The sequence below is a fragment of the Amycolatopsis taiwanensis DSM 45107 genome (assembly GCF_000519205.1).
Lineage (GTDB): Bacteria > Actinomycetota > Actinomycetes > Mycobacteriales > Pseudonocardiaceae > Amycolatopsis_E > Amycolatopsis_E taiwanensis.
This window is the reverse complement of record NZ_JAFB01000005.1, coordinates 51303-66915: the sequence shown is the minus strand read 5'-3', so window position 1 is coordinate 66915 and position 15613 is coordinate 51303. Positions and strand designations below refer to the sequence as shown.

The window sequence follows — 15613 nt, the reverse complement described above, 5'->3', positions numbered from 1 at the left end:
CGCGTTCGCTCGGTGGGGTGTCGTTGCGATGATCTACCACGTCGTGGCCGGGGGTGAGTAGACGTTTCGAATCGACTATCAGAGGCTGCTGGGGAGGCCTCCTCGACAGAGGTCGAGGACGTTGTCCGTCGCCTGCAGGGCGGCGATGACTGTCGGATGGGGGCCGGGGAAGACCTGCGGGTAGTCGTGCTCGCCCCGTTCGGGGCGAACCGGCCAGGCCAGTCTTTCCTCCTTGATCGAGAACTGGGCGTCGACGCCAGGCTTGTTGCCACGGGGATCCTGGCGATGCCAGTCGCCGTTCAGGAACACGGCGACGAGGCCGTGGAGCAAGTAGGACTGGTCATCGTCGGTCAGGCGCTGGTAGCAGAATCCGGTGGGGATGCCCTGGGACCGGAGGATGGCGGCCAACAGGTGTGCCTTGGCGAAGCAGAGGCCGACACCGTTGACGGCCGTATCCGACGCGGTGATGGACACCGTGGGATCTTGTGCGTCCCACGAGTGCGCAACGTTGTCGCGAACGTGTTCGAACGCCGCCTTGGCGAACTCCACGTCGTCGTCGTGCTGTGCGCGCAACCCGTGGGCCAGTAGTCGTACCGCCGGTCGACCGAAGTCGATGACGGCATCCTCGGCAAGGTAGGCCTCTGGGCTCAACGCGTCCAATAACACGAGGCCAGACTAGTCCAACTGCGACAATGCCATCGGAGCTCGCGTTCGCTCGTACGCCGGCGGGACTCCGTCGAGTTGGTGGACATCGGTAATGCCCATAACGCCCAACATCAAGCATCGCTGGACACCGCGTAACGCCCGTCGCCTTGACAGCTGGCCGGGACTCTTCCCGAACTCGACCACGTACGTTCGACCATCGCTTCGAAGCAGCCGTCCTGCCGGGGCAATCCCGCCTTCGAAATCTGTTGTTTCCAACCCGGAACTCAAGTGCCTGGACCGGGGACACGCCCGACCGAACCGGGAACTCAGGCACCTGAACCGGGAACTCAGGCACCTGAACCGAGAACTCAGGCACCTGAACCGGGAACTCAGGCACCTGAACCGGGAACTCAGGCACCTGAACCGGGAACTCGGGTGCCTGAACCGGGGACACGCCAGGTGCTGGCGTGTCCCCGGCTGGGGAGGGCGAGTTCTGGGTTCAGGTGGCTGAATTCTGGGTGCAGGTGGGCGAGTTCTGGGTTCGGGTGGCTGAGTTCTGGGGCGAAGGAGGTGAGTTCTGGGTTTGTGACGAGTTCCGAGGTTCCGGCAAGAACGCCGAAATCGGCCCAACCCGCCCCAACCGACTTCGATACTCGCGACGGGCACAAGTATGGCTCTGGGTTGACGGGGTCGGCCGCCTGTTCCCCGGATCAAGCTAGCGAGACCCCGAAGCGCAGGTATTCGAAGCGGGCCGCTCCGCTGCGCTGATCCGCCCCGTGAGTGCGGTAATGGCACACCCGATGAGACACCGCACGATGGTGCGAGTGACAGGAGAACCGGCAGCGGTGGCGATACCGGCGCGTATACGCGAATTGTGCACACTCATGACTCTGCTCCTCCGTTATCGGTCATGGCCTGACGGGAGACAAGATGCGACAGACGCGCTCGCAGGCGACGAAGCCGGCCCTGGCATGGGTCCCGTCGCAGAAGGGCCTGTTTCGGGATCCGCCGCAGCGACCGGCCATGAGCTCTGGCGCGCGATGAGTCGTCGGTACCTTGCGAGAGTCCGGGGACTGCCGACGCCGACCGCACCGACCAGGCGGCCGCGCCGGCCGAAGCCGACGACGAAGCGGTCATCTGCGATCCGCCCGTCGAGCACGGCGGAGTCCTCTCCCAGGTGAGGGAGGCCGACCGACATCACCTTGCGGTCGTATTGGTCCGACCAGAACGACGGCACGCTCGCGCACACCTCGGGGGCGCGGTCGCCCACCAGGTCCGCCAGCACCGTCCGTGCTGCGATCGCCGCGTGGTCGGCGGCATTGCTCCAGTGTTCGAGCCGGACGGGTTCGTCATCGAAGAGGGGGTGCGGCCAGCGGGCGATGTCTCCGGCAGCGACGATTCCGGGGATCGACTGGTGCGAGATGTCGCGAACGCGGAGTTGCGCGTCGGTGCGTACCCCGTCGTCCAGGAGAGCACCACTGTGGTGCAGCCATTCGACGTTCGGGATCGCGCCGAGCCCCAGTACCACCAGGTCGGCGGGGATGACGGTGTCGTCGTCGAGGACGACGCCGGAGATGCGCCCGTTGTGCCGCACGTCGAGCGCCCGGACCTGAGTGCCCAGGTGCAGGTCGACGCCGTGGTCACGGTGGAGGGCGGCCACGTATCCGCCCACGGTCGGGCCGACCGCCTTCCGGAGTGGAACCGGGGACTGGTCGATCAGGCTGACCGCATGTCCGAGTCGACGTGCCGTGGCGGCGATCTCGGTGCCGATGAATCCGGCTCCGATGACGGCGACTCGGATGCCAGGCCTCGACAATGCCCGTCGCAGTCGGGTGGCGTCGTTCAAGCTGCGCAACACGTGTACTTCAGCCGGTGGACCGTCAGTTCCGGGTACCAAGGCTTGGAGGTCGGATCGTGGGCGTGACCCGGTGGCGATGATCAGCCCGTCGAAGCCCACGGTCGTGTCGTCGTCGAGGTCAAGCGTCCGCTCGGCCGTCGATGCATTGATCGCTCGTCGTCCTCGGATCCAGGTTGCGTCGATCTTCGACGCGTCGCGAAGCCGTACGGCGGTGTCGTCGAGTGTCTGGGCGAGCAACCCTTTCGACAACGGCGGACGGTCATAAGGCTCGCCTGGTTCCGCGTCTATGAGTGTCAGCCTCCCTTCGAAGCCGAGCTGACGCAGGGATGCCGCCGCCCGGACTCCCGCCAACGAGGCGCCGACGATCGCGACGTGCAACCCCGCGCGGTTGGCCGTCATGACGGGACCTCTCCGCCATCGGCCGCGGTACGGGTGAGTGCGATGGCCTGCACGGGGCAACTGCGAGCAGCGTCCTCGACGTCGAGGATCAATTCCTCGCCGGGCTCGGGGTCGTACTGGAGTTGGTCGTTGTCGTCGAGGTCGAAGACCTCCGGTGCCGCCAGGACGCACAGACCGTTGGCCTCGCATCGATCGAGATCGACCTGCACTCGCATTGGGTTCTCCTTTGTCCGCCCCGACTGTTGGTCAACGGACCTGTCGTGGCCCTGTCGGGAAACCGGGGTTGCAACTTACCTTAGGGGGGTATAGTTTAGGGCGCAAGGACGAATACCCCTGGCAGGTATCTCATCGACGAGTGGCTCGAGGAACCATCCGAACGCCATCGCCCGACTGGTCCGATCCTGACCAGCAGCCCACTGACGCAACACGAGGGGACACATACCCCCGGCCGCCCAGTCGAGCCCCCGACCCCCGACCGAATGTGCGCCGACGGACTGGGGGTATCGGACCTCAGCACCGTTGCCGGCCACGAACAGCACGAAGGCCCCCCGACCAGCAAAGGCGGAGTCCCATGCCCCGACTCACCCGACTCACTCCGGACACCGCGGTCGGCGCGTCGCGCGACCTCTTGGGCGAACTCGTGTCCCGGCACGGCCAGGTCGGCGACATGGTCGCCACCATGGCCCATTCACCGGCCGTCCTCGGCGGCTATCTCCAGCTCAGCCGGGCAATGAAACGAGCCAAGCTGAACCGCAAGATCAGCGAACGGCTCTCCATCGCGGTCCAGGTCCAGCAGGGATGCGGCTTGTGCCTCGAAGCGCACATCGCGGCGGCGCGTGGCCTCGGGGTGGACGACGACGAGATCGCCCGCGCCCGCGAGGGCACTTCGGCCGATCCGGCGATCGCGGCCGCCATCGATCTCGGACTCCGGGTCTACCGCGAGCCGACCTCCATCACCGACCAGCAGATCGCGGCCTTGCGCGAGCACGGCTACAGCGATCGAGAAATCGCCGACGTCGTCGGCATCGTCGCGCTCAACCTCCTCACCGGCGCCTTCAACCTCGTCGCCGGACTGACACCGGACAACGCCGGGAAAGAGTGACCGTGAGACTGTTCACGCGTAATCATCCGAGATCACAACGAGTTCGCCAGGAAGTCGCGCAACGCGGCTGCGAGGGCCTCGGGAGCTTCTTCCGCCATGTGATGACCTGAGTCGATGCCGAAACCGGTCACGTCGTCGGCCCAGTCCCGCCAGATGACCAATGGATCGCCGTACAACTCCGCCAAGTCGTCCCGCAACGACCACAGCACCAGGACGGGCTGCCTGATGTGTCGCCCCTCGGCACGATCGGCCTGCTCGTCGCGATAGTCGACCGTGAGCCCTGCCCGGTAATCTTCGAGCATCCCGCGGATGACATCGGGGTCGTGAACGGCGGCATACCACTCGTCGTAGTTTTCCGGCCCCATCGCTGGTCGATCTGCTCGATACCACGCTGTCGGGTCCGCGGTAATGGCACGTTCGGGCAGGTCGGGCTGGGCGAAGAAAAACCAGTGCCACCAGGCCGTGGCGAACCGCGCATCGGCCCGGTCGAGGTGCTCGCTGATTGGCACACAGTCCAACAATGCCGCGCGCGACACCTGATCCGGATAGTCCAGCACCATCCGCATCCCGTAGTAACTGCCGCGATCATGCCCAACCACGGCGAAACTTTCGTGCCCCAACGCGCGCATCACCGCAACAAGGTGCCGGGCGCCCGCGCGCTTCGAGTGCGGCCGATGGTCCGTGGCCGGAGTCGGCTTCCCCGAACGCCCATACCCCGGCAAATCCGCACACACAACGCTCAAGCCCGAGTCGACCAAACGCGGCGCGACGCGATGCCAAGTCGACGAGGTACGCGGATGCCCGTGCAACAGCAACACCGCGGGCCCCGAACCCCCGTGGCGCACGAACAACTCCACACCATCCCCGGGCACCATCTCCGTACTGAAGCCCTCGAACATCAACCCAGTATCCCGCCTGGAGATCACTTCAGCTCGGACACATAAAGGGCAGCGACTACGGCGTTAGGCAGCTTCCTTCTTCGCAGCTGGCTTCAGACGACGATCCAGACTAGCTGCCGTCGTTTTGGAGCATGTGCTCTGTTATGGTGGGGCATGCCCCGGCCCCGCGTGCACGACCTGCAAGAGCTGCTCGACGCCGCGGAGCGGCTGGCGGCTGACGTGGGCGCGCGGGGGCTGACCGTTCGCGCCGTGGCCGCGGCGGCGGGGGTGTCGAACGGCTCGATCTACCATGCCTTCGGTTCGCTTGCCACGCTGCTCGGCCAGGTGTGGCTGCGTGCCGCCACCAGCTTTCTGGACCTCCAGTCGAGGCTGGTCGATCAGGCCACGAACCCCGTGTCGGCGGTGGTGGCCGCGGCGGACGCCCCAGCCGTGTTCGCCGGGCAACGCCCGGCCGCGGCCAGGATGCTGTTGACCGTGAAGCGGGAGCACCTGCTCGGCCCCGAGCTACCGACCGAGCTTGCCGATGCTCTGCTGGCGCTGGACAAACGCCTGGTTTCGCTGTTGGTCCGGCTCGCTCACCTGGTCTGGAACCGCCGCGACGCCGCGGCCGTGGCGGTGGTCACGACCTGCGTGGTCGACCTCCCGACAGCGCTGTTTCGCCGCCCCCTGACGGCCGCCGAACCGATCGACCAGCCGACTCGCGACCGCCTTGCCGCCGCCGTCCGTGCGGTTCTCGACGTTCCCCCGAGAAAGGAATGACCGTGCCCACCCTGCGTTCCCAGGATTGCGTCCACATCCTTGATCTGGGCGACACCGAGAATCGCTTCACTCCCGACTGGCTGAAGTCGGTGCACACCCAGTTGGACTCGATCACGGGCGCGACGGCCCTGGTCACCACGGCGACCGGAAAGTTCTTCTCGAACGGCCTGGACCTGGAGTGGCTGACCACGCACTCCGACCAGGCGCAAGGCTATGTCGCCGATGTTCAGGACCTCCTCGCCCGGATACTCGCCTTTCCGGTTCCGTCCGTGGCGGCGGTCAACGGCCATGCCTTCGGCGCCGGCGCCATGCTCGCCATGGCACACGATTTCCGCGTGATGCGCTCCGACCGCGGCTATTTCTGTTTTCCCGAAGCGGAAATCAACATCCCGTTCACGCCCGGAATGGCCGCCCTGATCCAAAGCAAGCTGACCCCGTCCGCCGCCATCGCCTCGATGACCACGGGCCGCCGCTTTGGCGGCCCTTCGGCACGCGATCTCGGCCTCGTCGACGACATCGCGTCCGAATCCGAACTCGTCACCGTCGCCTGCGGCCTGGTGAGCCCGCTGGCCGGAAAGGACCCCGGCACCCTTGGCGCCATCAAGTCCACCATGTTCGCCGGCGCTCTCGCCGCCCTTCGCCCCACCGCCGAACCCTCGACAGCCACACCAAAAGCCGATGACTCCCGGTAGTGGCCAGATGAGCCGGGTTACTTACGGCGGAAGGTTTTCACCGGATGCCCAGGATGCCAGAGGCGGGCGACAAGTTCGTCGCCTTCGACCGACGTGATCATCAAGGCCGCGAGGTCGGCCGCCTCCTTCTCGAACTGTGCCCAGCTAGCCATGGACGCAGTCTCCCGACAAGCACCGACAAAACCGGGCCACCGGGCCGCCACCGAGATCGGACGGCGGCCGGCGACTACGGCGTCAGGCAGGTTCCTTCTGGTAATGGTCCGACCACGTGGTAGGTTGCGCCGCCAGAGTTCAGATAGCCGACAGTGCAGCCTGAGCCGACTGGGATTCCGTACACCAGGCTGCCGGTCGGGGCTGGGTCATCGGGGCGGGCGAGCCGCATGACCGCGTTCGGGTAGCCGGCCCGGGCAACTGCGGAGCGCGCGGCGGCAACGTAGGTCTCGTCGATGGGGTCGAATTGGACCTGGCACCGCCCGGTGCCGACATCGCATTTCAGCTGTTGGGGCAGTTGGGGAAACCAGCTTTGAAGCCGCGCGGTGGCGCCTGTGATTTCGGCCTGCTGCTGCGTGGTGAGTTCACTTCTGCGGGCATAGTCCCTGACCTGCCGTTCGCACATGTTGCCCAGGTCCGGGTCTGATCTGTCTCCGCCGCAGGCATATCCGCGGGCCACCGCCCGGCCGGCGGTCGTGGGCATCGTTGCTGCGGCGTCTTCGCCGGATGTGAACTGCAGACGTATGGTTAGCAGCGTCCCCACGGCGACGATCACCGCGACCGCCACGATCAGCGGCAGCAGCCATCTGCGGCGAAACCCCGGCAGCGAGCCGGCTGAATTCGTATCCATGGGCCCGACACGATAGCGCGGCCGGCAGTCGACGTAATGAGGTCCAGGGCCGGAAAAGGCGGCATTGGCCGGACCGGCCTGGCGCGGGTACCGGGCCGTCCGGCGCCGTTCCGGCCGGGGATCTCTGGCACACTTCGGCGCGTGCAGCCCGCTCCTCCAACGACCTTCTTCCTGGAACGCAGTTCGCGCGTCCACCGCCGTCAGCTTCGGCGTCTCCGGATCTTCATCGCGACGCAGTGCTGCAACGTCGCGTGGCCACTGGCCGGCTCGATCACCCTCGCGGTGCTCGGCAGTGGCGCAAGCGGATGGATCCTCAGTGCCGCCGCGGTGCCCGCCCTGGGTCTAGCAGTGCAGCAACTCCGCGTCTACAGCGTCCACAAAGCAATGCGGAACCTGCGGCTCATCTTCAGTCCGCAAGGCGTCGGCTACGAATCGGACGTAGGCGCGTTCCATGCGCCATGGTCCGCGGTCAGGCGGATGCGGATCAACAGTTGGGCCGGCCGGCACTACCTCAGCGTTCGCGTGCCGTACTGGAGTGGCCCAATCGGCGCGTTCGGCATGTTCGGCGAGCTTGTGCTGCCCCTCAAGGACATCGGCGTCGCGCATGAGGAGATCCGAAATGCGGTGAACTACCTCAGCAACGGCACAGTAGTGGTTCGGTGACATGCAAAAGGACACAATTCCGCAGCGACGATGGCGGTGAGTCGCCGCGGTGATGGCGGCCGTCGCGCAGGTCCTCGACTTGCGGTATCAGGAATACCGCCGCTTGGCGAAGCGGTAGCGCACCTCCTTGCGACTGACCGCGAACAGCAAGACCACCAGCACCGCCGCCTGCAAGCCCTGTTCGACGCGCATCCACACCGGGGCCTGGGCCGCGAAGATCAAGTAAGCGATACCGAGAACACCCGCGATGCAGATGTAGTACAGCCGTATGTAGGCGCCCCGCGAGCCCCGGCGCAGCGCATAGGCCCGCCAGATGTAGAGGCCGGCGACCAGCACGGTCGCGCCGAGCTTGGTCCACAGCCCGACTTGCAGGGCATGCCGGACCAGGTCGAGTTCCGCCGGGCTGGCGTCGGGCGACAGGTGCGAGTGGGCCAACTGGTAGTCGATCACGCTTTCCTGCAGGAGCAGCGTGATGACCGTGGTCAACACGGACAGCCCGAGGTTGACGAACATGAGAATGATGACCAGGCGCAATGCCGAGTCGACCGGCTGCGCGCCGGGCTCGGGCGGCAACGCGACCGGGGGTGCGGCGGGAAACGCCTGCTGAGGATACTGCTGCTGAATCTGGGGCATGCCGTAGAACTGGTTCTGCTGATATCCCGGCGCGGCCGGGAACTGAGCCGGTTGCGGCGGCTGGGCTTTCGGGTCCTGTTGGGGGTGCACGGCAGGAATGAAACCATCTGGAATCCCTCCGCCGCAGGCGTTTTCGCGAGTAACTCACAAGCCACGACACTGTTTCGGACATCTGGCTCCAATTGAACAAGGCGCCGTGAAAGCGCGTGGTCGCTCGCTCCAACGCTGAAGCAGCTCATGTGAACAAGCAGAACCATCAGCCGCTTGTTCAGGTTCCTGATCGGCAGGCAGCGGCCTTCTTGATCATGTCCGGACGTAAGGCAGGGTCGGCGTCGTCCAGGTGCCGCCCCAGGCCGCCCACTCTCTCCACAGGTCCGCCGCTGCTTCGGAGATCAGCCGGGCGTCCATCGTCCGGTGATCTCGTGGACGAACCCGCGCCAGAAGCCGATTTGCCCTCACCAACACCACTGCGGCGACGGCCGGCTGATCGCCGCCCGCAAGTGGCATGGTCAGGACCTGGGCCGGCCGGCATCGACGAGTGATCCAGTTGCCCGCGATCGAAGTGATCTGTTCGACAACGACATCCTCACTCCTGTTAGATAGGCTAGGCAAGCCTAAGTAACTGGAGGCAAGGGTAGGCGATCTGTGTCCGAGCGTGCGCGGCCGAAAGTTCTCTCGCGGACGGCCGGACTTTTCCTCGTGTTCGCCGCGCTGGTGGCAGCGGTCCTGTTGAGCATTGCTGTTGGCTCGCGGGGTCTTTCCCTGGGCACGGTGCTCGACTCGCTGTTCCACTTCGACAGCGGCAACTACGACCACCTCGTCGTCCACGAGCAGCGGCTGCCGCGCACCCTCGCCGGCATCCTCGCGGGTGTGGCGCTGGGCCTGTCCGGCGCCATCATCCAGGGCGCGACCCGCAACCCGCTTGCCGACCCGGGCCTCCTTGGCGTCAACTCCGGCGCGGCTCTCTTCGTGGTGCTGAGCATCAGCACCCTGGGGATCACCAGTGTCAACGGCTACGTCTGGTTCGGGTTCGCGGGTGCCGCCGCGGCCGGCGCCGTGGTGTACGGCATCAGCTCGCTCGGCCGCGTGGGTGCGACCCCCGTGAAGCTCGCGCTCGCCGGTACCGCCGTGTCCGCCGCCGTCTCCTCTGTTACGAGCGCACTGCTGCTCACCGACTCGACGACCTTCGACCAGTACCGGTTCTGGCAGGTCGGGTCGCTGACCGGCCGGAACCTGGACGCGATCCTGCAGGCGATCCCCTTCATCGCGGCCGGGGTTCTCCTCGCGCTGGTGTCGAGCCGGATGCTGAACGCGCTGGCGCTGGGCGAGGACGTCGCCCGCGCGCTGGGCCAGAACGTCCCCCTCGCCCGGCTGGTCTGCGCCCTCGCCGTGGTGGTCCTTTGTGGATCCGCGACGGCGATCGCCGGGCCGATCGCGTTCGTCGGTCTCGCCGTGCCCCACGTGGCGCGGTTGATCACCGGTCCGGACCATCGCTGGCTACTGCCGTACTCGGCCTTGCTCGCCCCATTGCTGCTGTTGGCCTCCGACGTGGTCGGACGGGTGATCGCGCGCCCGGCGGAGGTGCAGGCCGGGATCATCACCGCGGTGGTCGGCGCACCACTGTTCATCGTGCTGGTGCGCCGCCGGAAGCTGGTGACGGTATGAACGTCGACCTCGCCGAGGCCCGCCGTGCCCTCCGTACCGCCCGCCGGCGGGGGGCGATGCGTTCCCGGCTGGTTTCGCTGACGTTGTTCGCCGTCCTGCTCGTGGTTTTCGCATTGTCGCTGGCCGTCGGCGACTTCGCCGTCCCGCTGGGCGACCTGCCCGGCATCCTTTTCGGCCACGGTGCCGGTGGCGGCGCGTACGTCGTGACCGAGTTGCGTCTCCCGCGCGCCGTGACAGGTTTGCTCGTCGGTATCGCGTTCGGCATTTCGGGTGCGCTGTTCCAGCGGCTGCTGCGCAACCCGCTCGCGAGCCCGGACGTCGTGGGCGTAACACAGGGAGCCAGTGCCGCCGCCGTGCTGTGCATCGTGTTGTTCGGCGTGTCCGGCCCGGCCGTGTCGGGCGCCGCGCTCGCCGGCGCGGTCGTCACGGGTGCCGTCATCTACCAGCTCGCTCGGCGTGGCGGCGTGACCGGGTACCGGCTGGTGCTGGTCGGAATCGGCGTCGGCGCGGTCCTTACCAGCATCGTGTCGTACCTGATGACCTGGTCCGACGTGACGCTGGCGCAGCAGGCCCTGGTGTGGATCACCGGGAACCTCAACGGCCGCGGTTGGGACCACGTCCTCCCGCTCGCGATCGCGCTGGGGGTGCTGGTCCCGGCCGCGCTTCTGCTCACCCGCGCGCTGACGGGGTTGCAGCTCGGCGACGACACCGCGACCGGGCTCGGGCTGCGGGTCGAGCGCACCCGGCTCCTGCTGCTGGTGATCGCCACCGGATTCGCCGCCTTCGCCACCGCCGCCGCGGGGCCGGTCGCGTTCGTCGCGTTCGTCGCCAATCCGATCGCGACGCGCCTGGTCGGCGGCGCGCGGACCGGTCTGGTCCCGCCCGCGTTGGTCGGGGCACTCGTGATGCTGCTCGGCGACTTCGTCGCGCAGCACCTGCTCGGCCCTCAGCTGCCCGTCGGCGTCGTGACCGGCGCGGTCGGCGCGCCGTACCTGCTCCTGCTGCTCGCGACCGCCAACCGGGCCGGCCGGATCTGAAGGGAGACCACGACATGTGCCAACTCGCGGCGCCCACGGTGACCACCACTCGCGAAGGAACGCCATGGTGACAACGACTTCCAGGCTGCACACCGAGGACCTCGACCTCGCCTACGGCCCGTTGACGGTCGTGAAAGGGCTGTCGGTACGCATCCCCGAGGGCAAGGTCACGATGATCGTCGGTACCAACGCGTGTGGAAAGTCGACACTCCTGCGCGGCCTGGCCCGCCTGCTCGCGCCGGCGGCCGGCGGGGTGTACCTGGACGGCAAGAGCATCTCCTCCTTGCGCAGCAAGGATGTTGCCACGATGCTCGGTCTGCTGCCGCAGTCGCCGACCGCACCGGAGGGCATCACGGTGGCCGACCTCGTCGGCCGGGGCCGCTACCCGCATCAGGGCATGTTCCGCCGCTGGACCAGCCAGGACGACGACGCCGTCGCCCGGGCCATGGCCGCGACCGACACCGCCGGGCTCGCGAGCCGCCCGGTCGACGAGCTGTCCGGAGGGCAGCGCCAGCGGGTGTGGATCGCCATGGCGCTCGCTCAGCGGACCCGGCTCCTGCTACTCGACGAGCCCACCACGTTCCTCGACATCTGCCACCAGGTGGAGGTCCTGGACCTGCTGGCCGACCTCAACCGAGGCGACGGCACAACGGTGGTGATCGTGCTGCACGACCTGAACCTCGCCGCGCGCTATGGCGACCACCTGATCGCGATGAAGGACGGCCGGATCGCCGCGGAGGGCGAGCCGGCCGGCGTGCTCACCGCCGAACTCGTCGAGGACGTGTTCGGCCTGCCCTGCCGGATCATCACCGACCCGGTGTCCGGCACCCCGATGGTCGTCCCGGTCGGCCGCCACCGCACCACTCCCACCACGTGAGCGTTCGCCCGTCCCAACGAAAGGTCTCCAGATGGCCAAATGGACCAGATTAGTCGCGACCGCGGCGACCATCCTCACCGCCGCGACCCTGTTCACCGCCTGCGGCCGCGAGCCCGCGAACACGACGACCTCCGGCGTCGGCGACCAGGCCGTGGCGACCGGTGGCCCGCTCTTCTCGACCGCGGACGAGGAGACCGCGAAGCTGAAGGCAGACGTCGGCCCCGGCGTCTTCCCGCGCACGGTCACGCACGCGGTCGACAAGACCAGGATCGAGAAGAAGCCCACCCGGGTCGTCGTGCTCGACAGCGGTGAACTCGACGATGTGCTCGCACTCGGCGTCGTCCCCGTCGGCATGGCCACCACCGCCGGCCAGACCGGCGTGCCGTCCTATCTCGCCGACCGCGTCCAGGGGATCACCACGGTCGGCGATCTCAACAACCTGAACCTCGAGAAGATCGCCTCGCTGAACCCGGACCTCATCCTGGGCAGCAAACTGCGCGCCAACGACCTGTATCCGCAGCTGTCGAAGATCGGGCCGACGGTGTTCAGCATCCGGCCCGGCTTCCCGTGGAAGGAGAACTTCCGGCTCGTGGCCGCGGCGCTCGGCGCGGAGAACGAGGCGGTCGGGATCCTGAACGACTACCAGCGCAAGGCCGACGGGGTGAAGGCGGGAGTCCAGGGCACGCCGAAGATCTCGCTGCTGCGCTTCCTGAACGGCAACATTCGGCTGTACGGCAAGCTTTCCTTCATCGGCGTGATCCTCTCCGACGTCGGACTGCAGCGGCCGGCCAACCAGGACATCAACGAGCTCGCCGCGCAGATCTCCAAGGAACGCATCGACGAAGCCGACGCCGACTGGGTCTTCTACTCCAACTACGGCGCGGGCCCGAGCCCAGACGAGCAGGCCGTGACCAGCAGCGGGCTGTGGTCCGGGCTGAACGCGGTGAAAACGAACCACGCCATCCGGGTCGACGACGAGGTGTGGTTCCTCGGCCTCGGCCCGATCGGTGCCATGAAGGTGCTCGACGACCTGCAGAAGTACCTCGGCTGAGCACGCCGGTGGCCGGCTGGGGCGTGGCACCGGCCGGCCACGAGCGTTGTCTCATCGGCCGGCAGCGAGCCGGAATTCGAGAAGGCAGCGTTCATCGGTCAGGTCGGTCACCGTGTCCAGAACCATGCCGTGCGGCGAGCCGAGCGCGCGGAACTCGTCGATTCGGCGCTCGCGGCCGCCGAACATCACGAGCATGGCCAGGTTGATTTCGCTCTGGGCCCGCCGGCCCCCGACCGGCTCGACGACCAGCACGCGCCCGGCCGGGTGGGCGGCTTCGACGCACCGGCTCAGGATGCGATGGGCGTGGTCGTCATCCCAGTCGTGGAGGATGTCGACCAACAAGTAGGCGTCCGCCCCTGCCGGGAGCGGATCGAAGAAGCTGCCCGGTGTGACCTGCGTCCGCTCATCGACATCGTGAGCGCTGAAGGTGCGGCGGGCCTCGGTGGCGGTCGGGTCGAGATCGACCAGGTGACCGTGTGTCCGGGGGTGGGCTGCCAAGATCGCCGCGAGCACGTCGCCTCGGCCGCCACCGACGTCGACGATGCGGGAAAACCGGGACCAGTCGAAGCCGTCGACGATCTGTGGAATCTGTGCGCGGATCCGGTACGTCATCTGCTGGTCGAACGTTTTCCGCAGGTGCGGGTTTTCCGCCAGGTCGGCCCAGAAGTCCCGCCCGTAGCGGCGTGGATAGGCGGCTTGGCCGGTGGCGATGCTGTGGGCGAGGTCGACGAACGCCAATTCGGCGCGGCCGCCGGCCGTGTCGAGGCGCAGGAGGACGTTGGTCAGGTCATCGCCGGAATCGACGCAGAGATTCGCACCGTATTCGGTAGTCCGGTAATCGGTGGAGGTACGTTCGACGATGCCAAGGGTCGCGAGGTGGTCGAGTAGAAGTTCGAGCGCGACCGCGGCTACGTTGAGCTCGACCGCGAGTTCGTCGACGGAAGCGCCGTTGTCGAGTAGCCGATCCGGCAGGCCCAGGGTCACCGCGACCCGCAGCGCCATCGGCGTGGCCAGCCCGGCCATGCGACGGATCGAGTTCCGGTTTTCGTCGTTGCCCACGAAGACCCACTATTCCCGGCCTGTCAACGGGAATTCGGTCCTGAAGCCGTGCCGGGGTGGCACCCCGGCACGGCTGTGCTCGCTTGACCGGTATCAGAGGGTCAGGCCGGGCAGCTGGACCAGCCGAACGAGCGCGTCGTCGTTCAGGGGTGGTTCGGCCCCGGTCGCATGGTCGATGCCGCCCGTGTTCTTGTCGCCGTCCATGCTCCAGTTGCCGCTCATGGCGTCCACCGCGGTGCCGTCCGGGCGCACCAGCTCCACAATCCACTGGATGGTCGGCTCACCCGGCGAAGGCTCGGGGGTGTATCGGAGGACGGTGATTCGGCTGCCGTCGGGCAGGGTCTGCACGCGGCACGCCTGTGGATTCTCTACTGCGACGCAGTTGATTCCCCGCTGATATTTGAGCAATTGCACAACCAGGTGACCCGCCCCGTGGGAGTCGGTGAGCGTCGCCTGGGCGACGTAGCTGTCCACGTTCTGGCCGTTGATCAGCTTGTAGAAGACGAGTGGTTCGCCGCCGTAGTACTTGTCCGTGCTTTCCTGCACACCGGGCGGGATGAGGTGCGCGTCGGCGAGTTTCGCGGTCAACGCCCTGCCGTGCGCATCGAGGACGAGCGGGCCCTCCACTCCGTAGACGGTGGTAGGGGCCGCAGAACTGGGGGCGACTGGACTCGGGACTGTCGAACCACCGTTGCCGGCCTCCACCCCCGATGGCGGCGAGCCGCCGTGGCCGACCAGCAGGCCGGTTCCCAGCACCGCCGTTGCGGTGAGGGCGCCGGTCAGCGCGGCACGCCGCCTGGCGACCTGGCGACGAGCTCTGGCCAGCACGTCCTCGGCCCGGAAGCCCAGTTCCGGTTCGGTGCCAACAGCTCGGTCCAACAGTGCGTTGGCCCAGCGGTGGTCCGCATTGTCATCGATGTTCACTGGTAGCCCTCCAGCAGTTGATCAGTGCCGATCATGGTTCGCAACGCGGTGAGGGCCTTGGCAGACTGGCTTTTGACCGTTCCCTCGGTACACCGCAGCAATCGGGCGACCTCGTGGACCGGGAGATCCTCCCAGTGACGCAGCACCAACGTGGCCCGTTGCCGTACGGGTAACGCGGCCAGCGCGCGCCGCAGGTCCATGGACAGGTCGCTGTTCACGTCCGGCCCGGCCCGGCCCGGTCCGGCAAGGCGTCGGACGGTCGTTCCCGGTGCCAGAACCGGCGCGACTCGTCGATGACCGTGCGCATCAGGACCTGCCGGGCATAGGCCTCCCGCCGGTCCATCCCGCGCACCCTCGACCACGCCCGGAAGACCTTCGCGAGCGTGGTTTGCACCAGATCCTCGGCGCGATGCCAGTCCCCGCACACCAGGAACGCCGTCCGGCGCAGCGGCATCGAACACCGCTGCACGAACTCGACGAACTCGTCGTCGCGAACTCCCACCCTCTGC

At 67.4% G+C, this 15613-nt stretch carries 19 protein-coding genes; 8 read left to right on the top strand and 11 right to left on the bottom strand.

The features are described 5' to 3' along the window. Nucleotides 1–78: 78 nt before the first annotated feature. The 3 genes from A3CU_RS0105115 to A3CU_RS43485 form a co-directional block, all read right to left on the bottom strand. Nucleotides 79–666, bottom strand: a complete 588-nt coding sequence (locus A3CU_RS0105115; RefSeq protein ID WP_027941361.1) for a transglutaminase-like domain-containing protein — start codon at nucleotides 664–666, stop codon at nucleotides 79–81. 880 nt (nucleotides 667–1546) lie between these two features. Next, nucleotides 1547–2902: an NAD(P)/FAD-dependent oxidoreductase gene (locus A3CU_RS43490; RefSeq protein WP_052371461.1), complete on the bottom strand. Its 1356-nt coding sequence runs from the start codon at nucleotides 2900–2902 to the stop codon at nucleotides 1547–1549. Continuing rightward, the gene (locus tag A3CU_RS43485; protein WP_052371460.1) at nucleotides 2899–3117 is read right to left on the bottom strand and encodes a ferredoxin; all 219 of its coding nucleotides are present in this window, start codon (nucleotides 3115–3117) and stop codon (nucleotides 2899–2901) included. The genes A3CU_RS43490 and A3CU_RS43485 overlap by 4 nt, the downstream gene beginning before the upstream one ends. A gap of 356 nt (nucleotides 3118–3473) precedes the next feature. Here A3CU_RS43485 and A3CU_RS0105100 point away from each other — a divergent pair, with 356 nt between their 5' ends. Then, a complete protein-coding gene (locus A3CU_RS0105100; protein ID WP_027941360.1) occupies nucleotides 3474–4004 on the top strand; it encodes a carboxymuconolactone decarboxylase family protein in 531 nt (176 codons plus the stop codon). 32 nt (nucleotides 4005–4036) lie between these two features. Here A3CU_RS0105100 and A3CU_RS0105095 read toward each other — a convergent pair whose 3' ends face one another. Continuing rightward, entirely contained in the window at nucleotides 4037–4879 is an 843-nt protein-coding gene (locus A3CU_RS0105095; protein ID WP_342668897.1) for an alpha/beta fold hydrolase, read from the bottom strand. Between the two features lie 177 nt (nucleotides 4880–5056). Here A3CU_RS0105095 and A3CU_RS0105090 point away from each other — a divergent pair, with 177 nt between their 5' ends. Then, nucleotides 5057–5662 carry a TetR family transcriptional regulator gene (locus A3CU_RS0105090; RefSeq protein ID WP_027941358.1) on the top strand — a complete coding sequence of 202 codons (606 nt, stop codon included), beginning with the start codon at nucleotides 5057–5059 and terminating at the stop codon, nucleotides 5660–5662. A 2-nt stretch (nucleotides 5663–5664) separates the two neighbouring features. Then, the gene (locus A3CU_RS43480; RefSeq protein ID WP_245616880.1) at nucleotides 5665–6354 is read left to right on the top strand and encodes an enoyl-CoA hydratase-related protein; all 690 of its coding nucleotides are present in this window, start codon (nucleotides 5665–5667) and stop codon (nucleotides 6352–6354) included. Between the two features lie 17 nt (nucleotides 6355–6371). Here the strand turns inward: A3CU_RS43480 and A3CU_RS55080 are convergent, their stop codons facing one another. Together A3CU_RS55080 and A3CU_RS0105075 are read right to left on the bottom strand one after the other, a co-directional pair. Further along, nucleotides 6372–6506, bottom strand: a complete 135-nt coding sequence (locus A3CU_RS55080) for a hypothetical protein (RefSeq protein WP_281174090.1) — start codon at nucleotides 6504–6506, stop codon at nucleotides 6372–6374. 74 nt (nucleotides 6507–6580) lie between these two features. Next, the gene (locus A3CU_RS0105075) at nucleotides 6581–7195 is read right to left on the bottom strand and encodes a hypothetical protein (RefSeq protein WP_027941357.1); all 615 of its coding nucleotides are present in this window, start codon (nucleotides 7193–7195) and stop codon (nucleotides 6581–6583) included. A gap of 141 nt (nucleotides 7196–7336) precedes the next feature. Here A3CU_RS0105075 and A3CU_RS0105070 point away from each other — a divergent pair, with 141 nt between their 5' ends. Continuing rightward, nucleotides 7337–7858 (top strand): hypothetical protein, encoded by a 522-nt coding sequence (locus A3CU_RS0105070; protein ID WP_027941356.1) that lies wholly within the window; start codon nucleotides 7337–7339, stop codon nucleotides 7856–7858. A gap of 87 nt (nucleotides 7859–7945) precedes the next feature. On the opposite strand, the gene A3CU_RS43475 is transcribed toward A3CU_RS0105070, so the two are convergent. Beyond that, the gene (locus tag A3CU_RS43475; protein ID WP_043840647.1) at nucleotides 7946–8581 is read right to left on the bottom strand and encodes a hypothetical protein; all 636 of its coding nucleotides are present in this window, start codon (nucleotides 8579–8581) and stop codon (nucleotides 7946–7948) included. Nucleotides 8582–9136: 555 nt separating this feature from the next. Here A3CU_RS43475 and A3CU_RS0105060 point away from each other — a divergent pair. From A3CU_RS0105060 to A3CU_RS0105045, 4 genes are all read left to right on the top strand, one after another. Further along, complete coding sequence (locus A3CU_RS0105060; protein WP_027941355.1) at nucleotides 9137–10156, top strand: FecCD family ABC transporter permease; 1020 nt, start codon at nucleotides 9137–9139, stop codon at nucleotides 10154–10156. Further along, complete coding sequence (locus A3CU_RS0105055; protein ID WP_027941354.1) at nucleotides 10153–11193, top strand: FecCD family ABC transporter permease; 1041 nt, start codon at nucleotides 10153–10155, stop codon at nucleotides 11191–11193. Before A3CU_RS0105060 ends, A3CU_RS0105055 begins: the two co-directional genes overlap by 4 nt. A 64-nt stretch (nucleotides 11194–11257) precedes the next feature. Beyond that, on the top strand, nucleotides 11258–12070 hold the full coding sequence (locus A3CU_RS0105050) for an ABC transporter ATP-binding protein (RefSeq protein WP_027941353.1): 813 nt from the start codon (nucleotides 11258–11260) through the stop codon (nucleotides 12068–12070). 31 nt (nucleotides 12071–12101) lie between these two features. Further along, nucleotides 12102–13121 (top strand): ABC transporter substrate-binding protein, encoded by a 1020-nt coding sequence (locus A3CU_RS0105045; protein WP_156960238.1) that lies wholly within the window; start codon nucleotides 12102–12104, stop codon nucleotides 13119–13121. A gap of 51 nt (nucleotides 13122–13172) precedes the next feature. On the opposite strand, the gene A3CU_RS0105040 is transcribed toward A3CU_RS0105045, so the two are convergent. The 4 genes from A3CU_RS0105040 to A3CU_RS55380 all read right to left on the bottom strand — a co-directional run bounded on the left by A3CU_RS0105040 (nucleotide 13173) and on the right by A3CU_RS55380 (nucleotide 15606). After that, entirely contained in the window at nucleotides 13173–14180 is a 1008-nt protein-coding gene (locus A3CU_RS0105040) for a methyltransferase (RefSeq protein ID WP_027941351.1), read from the bottom strand. A gap of 93 nt (nucleotides 14181–14273) precedes the next feature. Further along, a complete protein-coding gene (locus A3CU_RS0105035) occupies nucleotides 14274–15104 on the bottom strand; it encodes a hypothetical protein (RefSeq protein ID WP_027941350.1) in 831 nt (276 codons plus the stop codon). Next, entirely contained in the window at nucleotides 15101–15322 is a 222-nt protein-coding gene (locus A3CU_RS55385; RefSeq protein ID WP_342668894.1) for a sigma-70 family RNA polymerase sigma factor, read from the bottom strand. The genes A3CU_RS0105035 and A3CU_RS55385 overlap by 4 nt, the downstream gene beginning before the upstream one ends. Next, on the bottom strand, nucleotides 15319–15606 hold the full coding sequence (locus tag A3CU_RS55380; RefSeq protein WP_342668893.1) for a sigma factor: 288 nt from the start codon (nucleotides 15604–15606) through the stop codon (nucleotides 15319–15321). The genes A3CU_RS55385 and A3CU_RS55380 overlap by 4 nt, the downstream gene beginning before the upstream one ends. Nucleotides 15607–15613 lie beyond the last annotated feature (7 nt).

Coding starts and splice junctions, on each gene's coding strand:
- A3CU_RS0105095 (WP_342668897.1), bottom strand. CDS start 4,879: ATGGTGCCCGGGGATGGTGTGGAGTTGTTCGTGCGCCACGGGGGTTCG.
- A3CU_RS43490 (WP_052371461.1), bottom strand. CDS start 2,902: ATGACGGCCAACCGCGCGGGGTTGCACGTCGCGATCGTCGGCGCCTCG.
- A3CU_RS0105055 (WP_027941354.1), top strand. CDS start 10,153: ATGAACGTCGACCTCGCCGAGGCCCGCCGTGCCCTCCGTACCGCCCGC.
- A3CU_RS0105100 (WP_027941360.1), top strand. CDS start 3,474: ATGCCCCGACTCACCCGACTCACTCCGGACACCGCGGTCGGCGCGTCG.
- A3CU_RS43485 (WP_052371460.1), bottom strand. CDS start 3,117: ATGCGAGTGCAGGTCGATCTCGATCGATGCGAGGCCAACGGTCTGTGC.
- A3CU_RS0105090 (WP_027941358.1), top strand. CDS start 5,057: ATGCCCCGGCCCCGCGTGCACGACCTGCAAGAGCTGCTCGACGCCGCG.
- A3CU_RS0105075 (WP_027941357.1), bottom strand. CDS start 7,195: ATGGATACGAATTCAGCCGGCTCGCTGCCGGGGTTTCGCCGCAGATGG.
- A3CU_RS0105050 (WP_027941353.1), top strand. CDS start 11,258: ATGGTGACAACGACTTCCAGGCTGCACACCGAGGACCTCGACCTCGCC.
- A3CU_RS55080 (WP_281174090.1), bottom strand. CDS start 6,506: ATGGCTAGCTGGGCACAGTTCGAGAAGGAGGCGGCCGACCTCGCGGCC.
- A3CU_RS0105045 (WP_156960238.1), top strand. CDS start 12,102: ATGGCCAAATGGACCAGATTAGTCGCGACCGCGGCGACCATCCTCACC.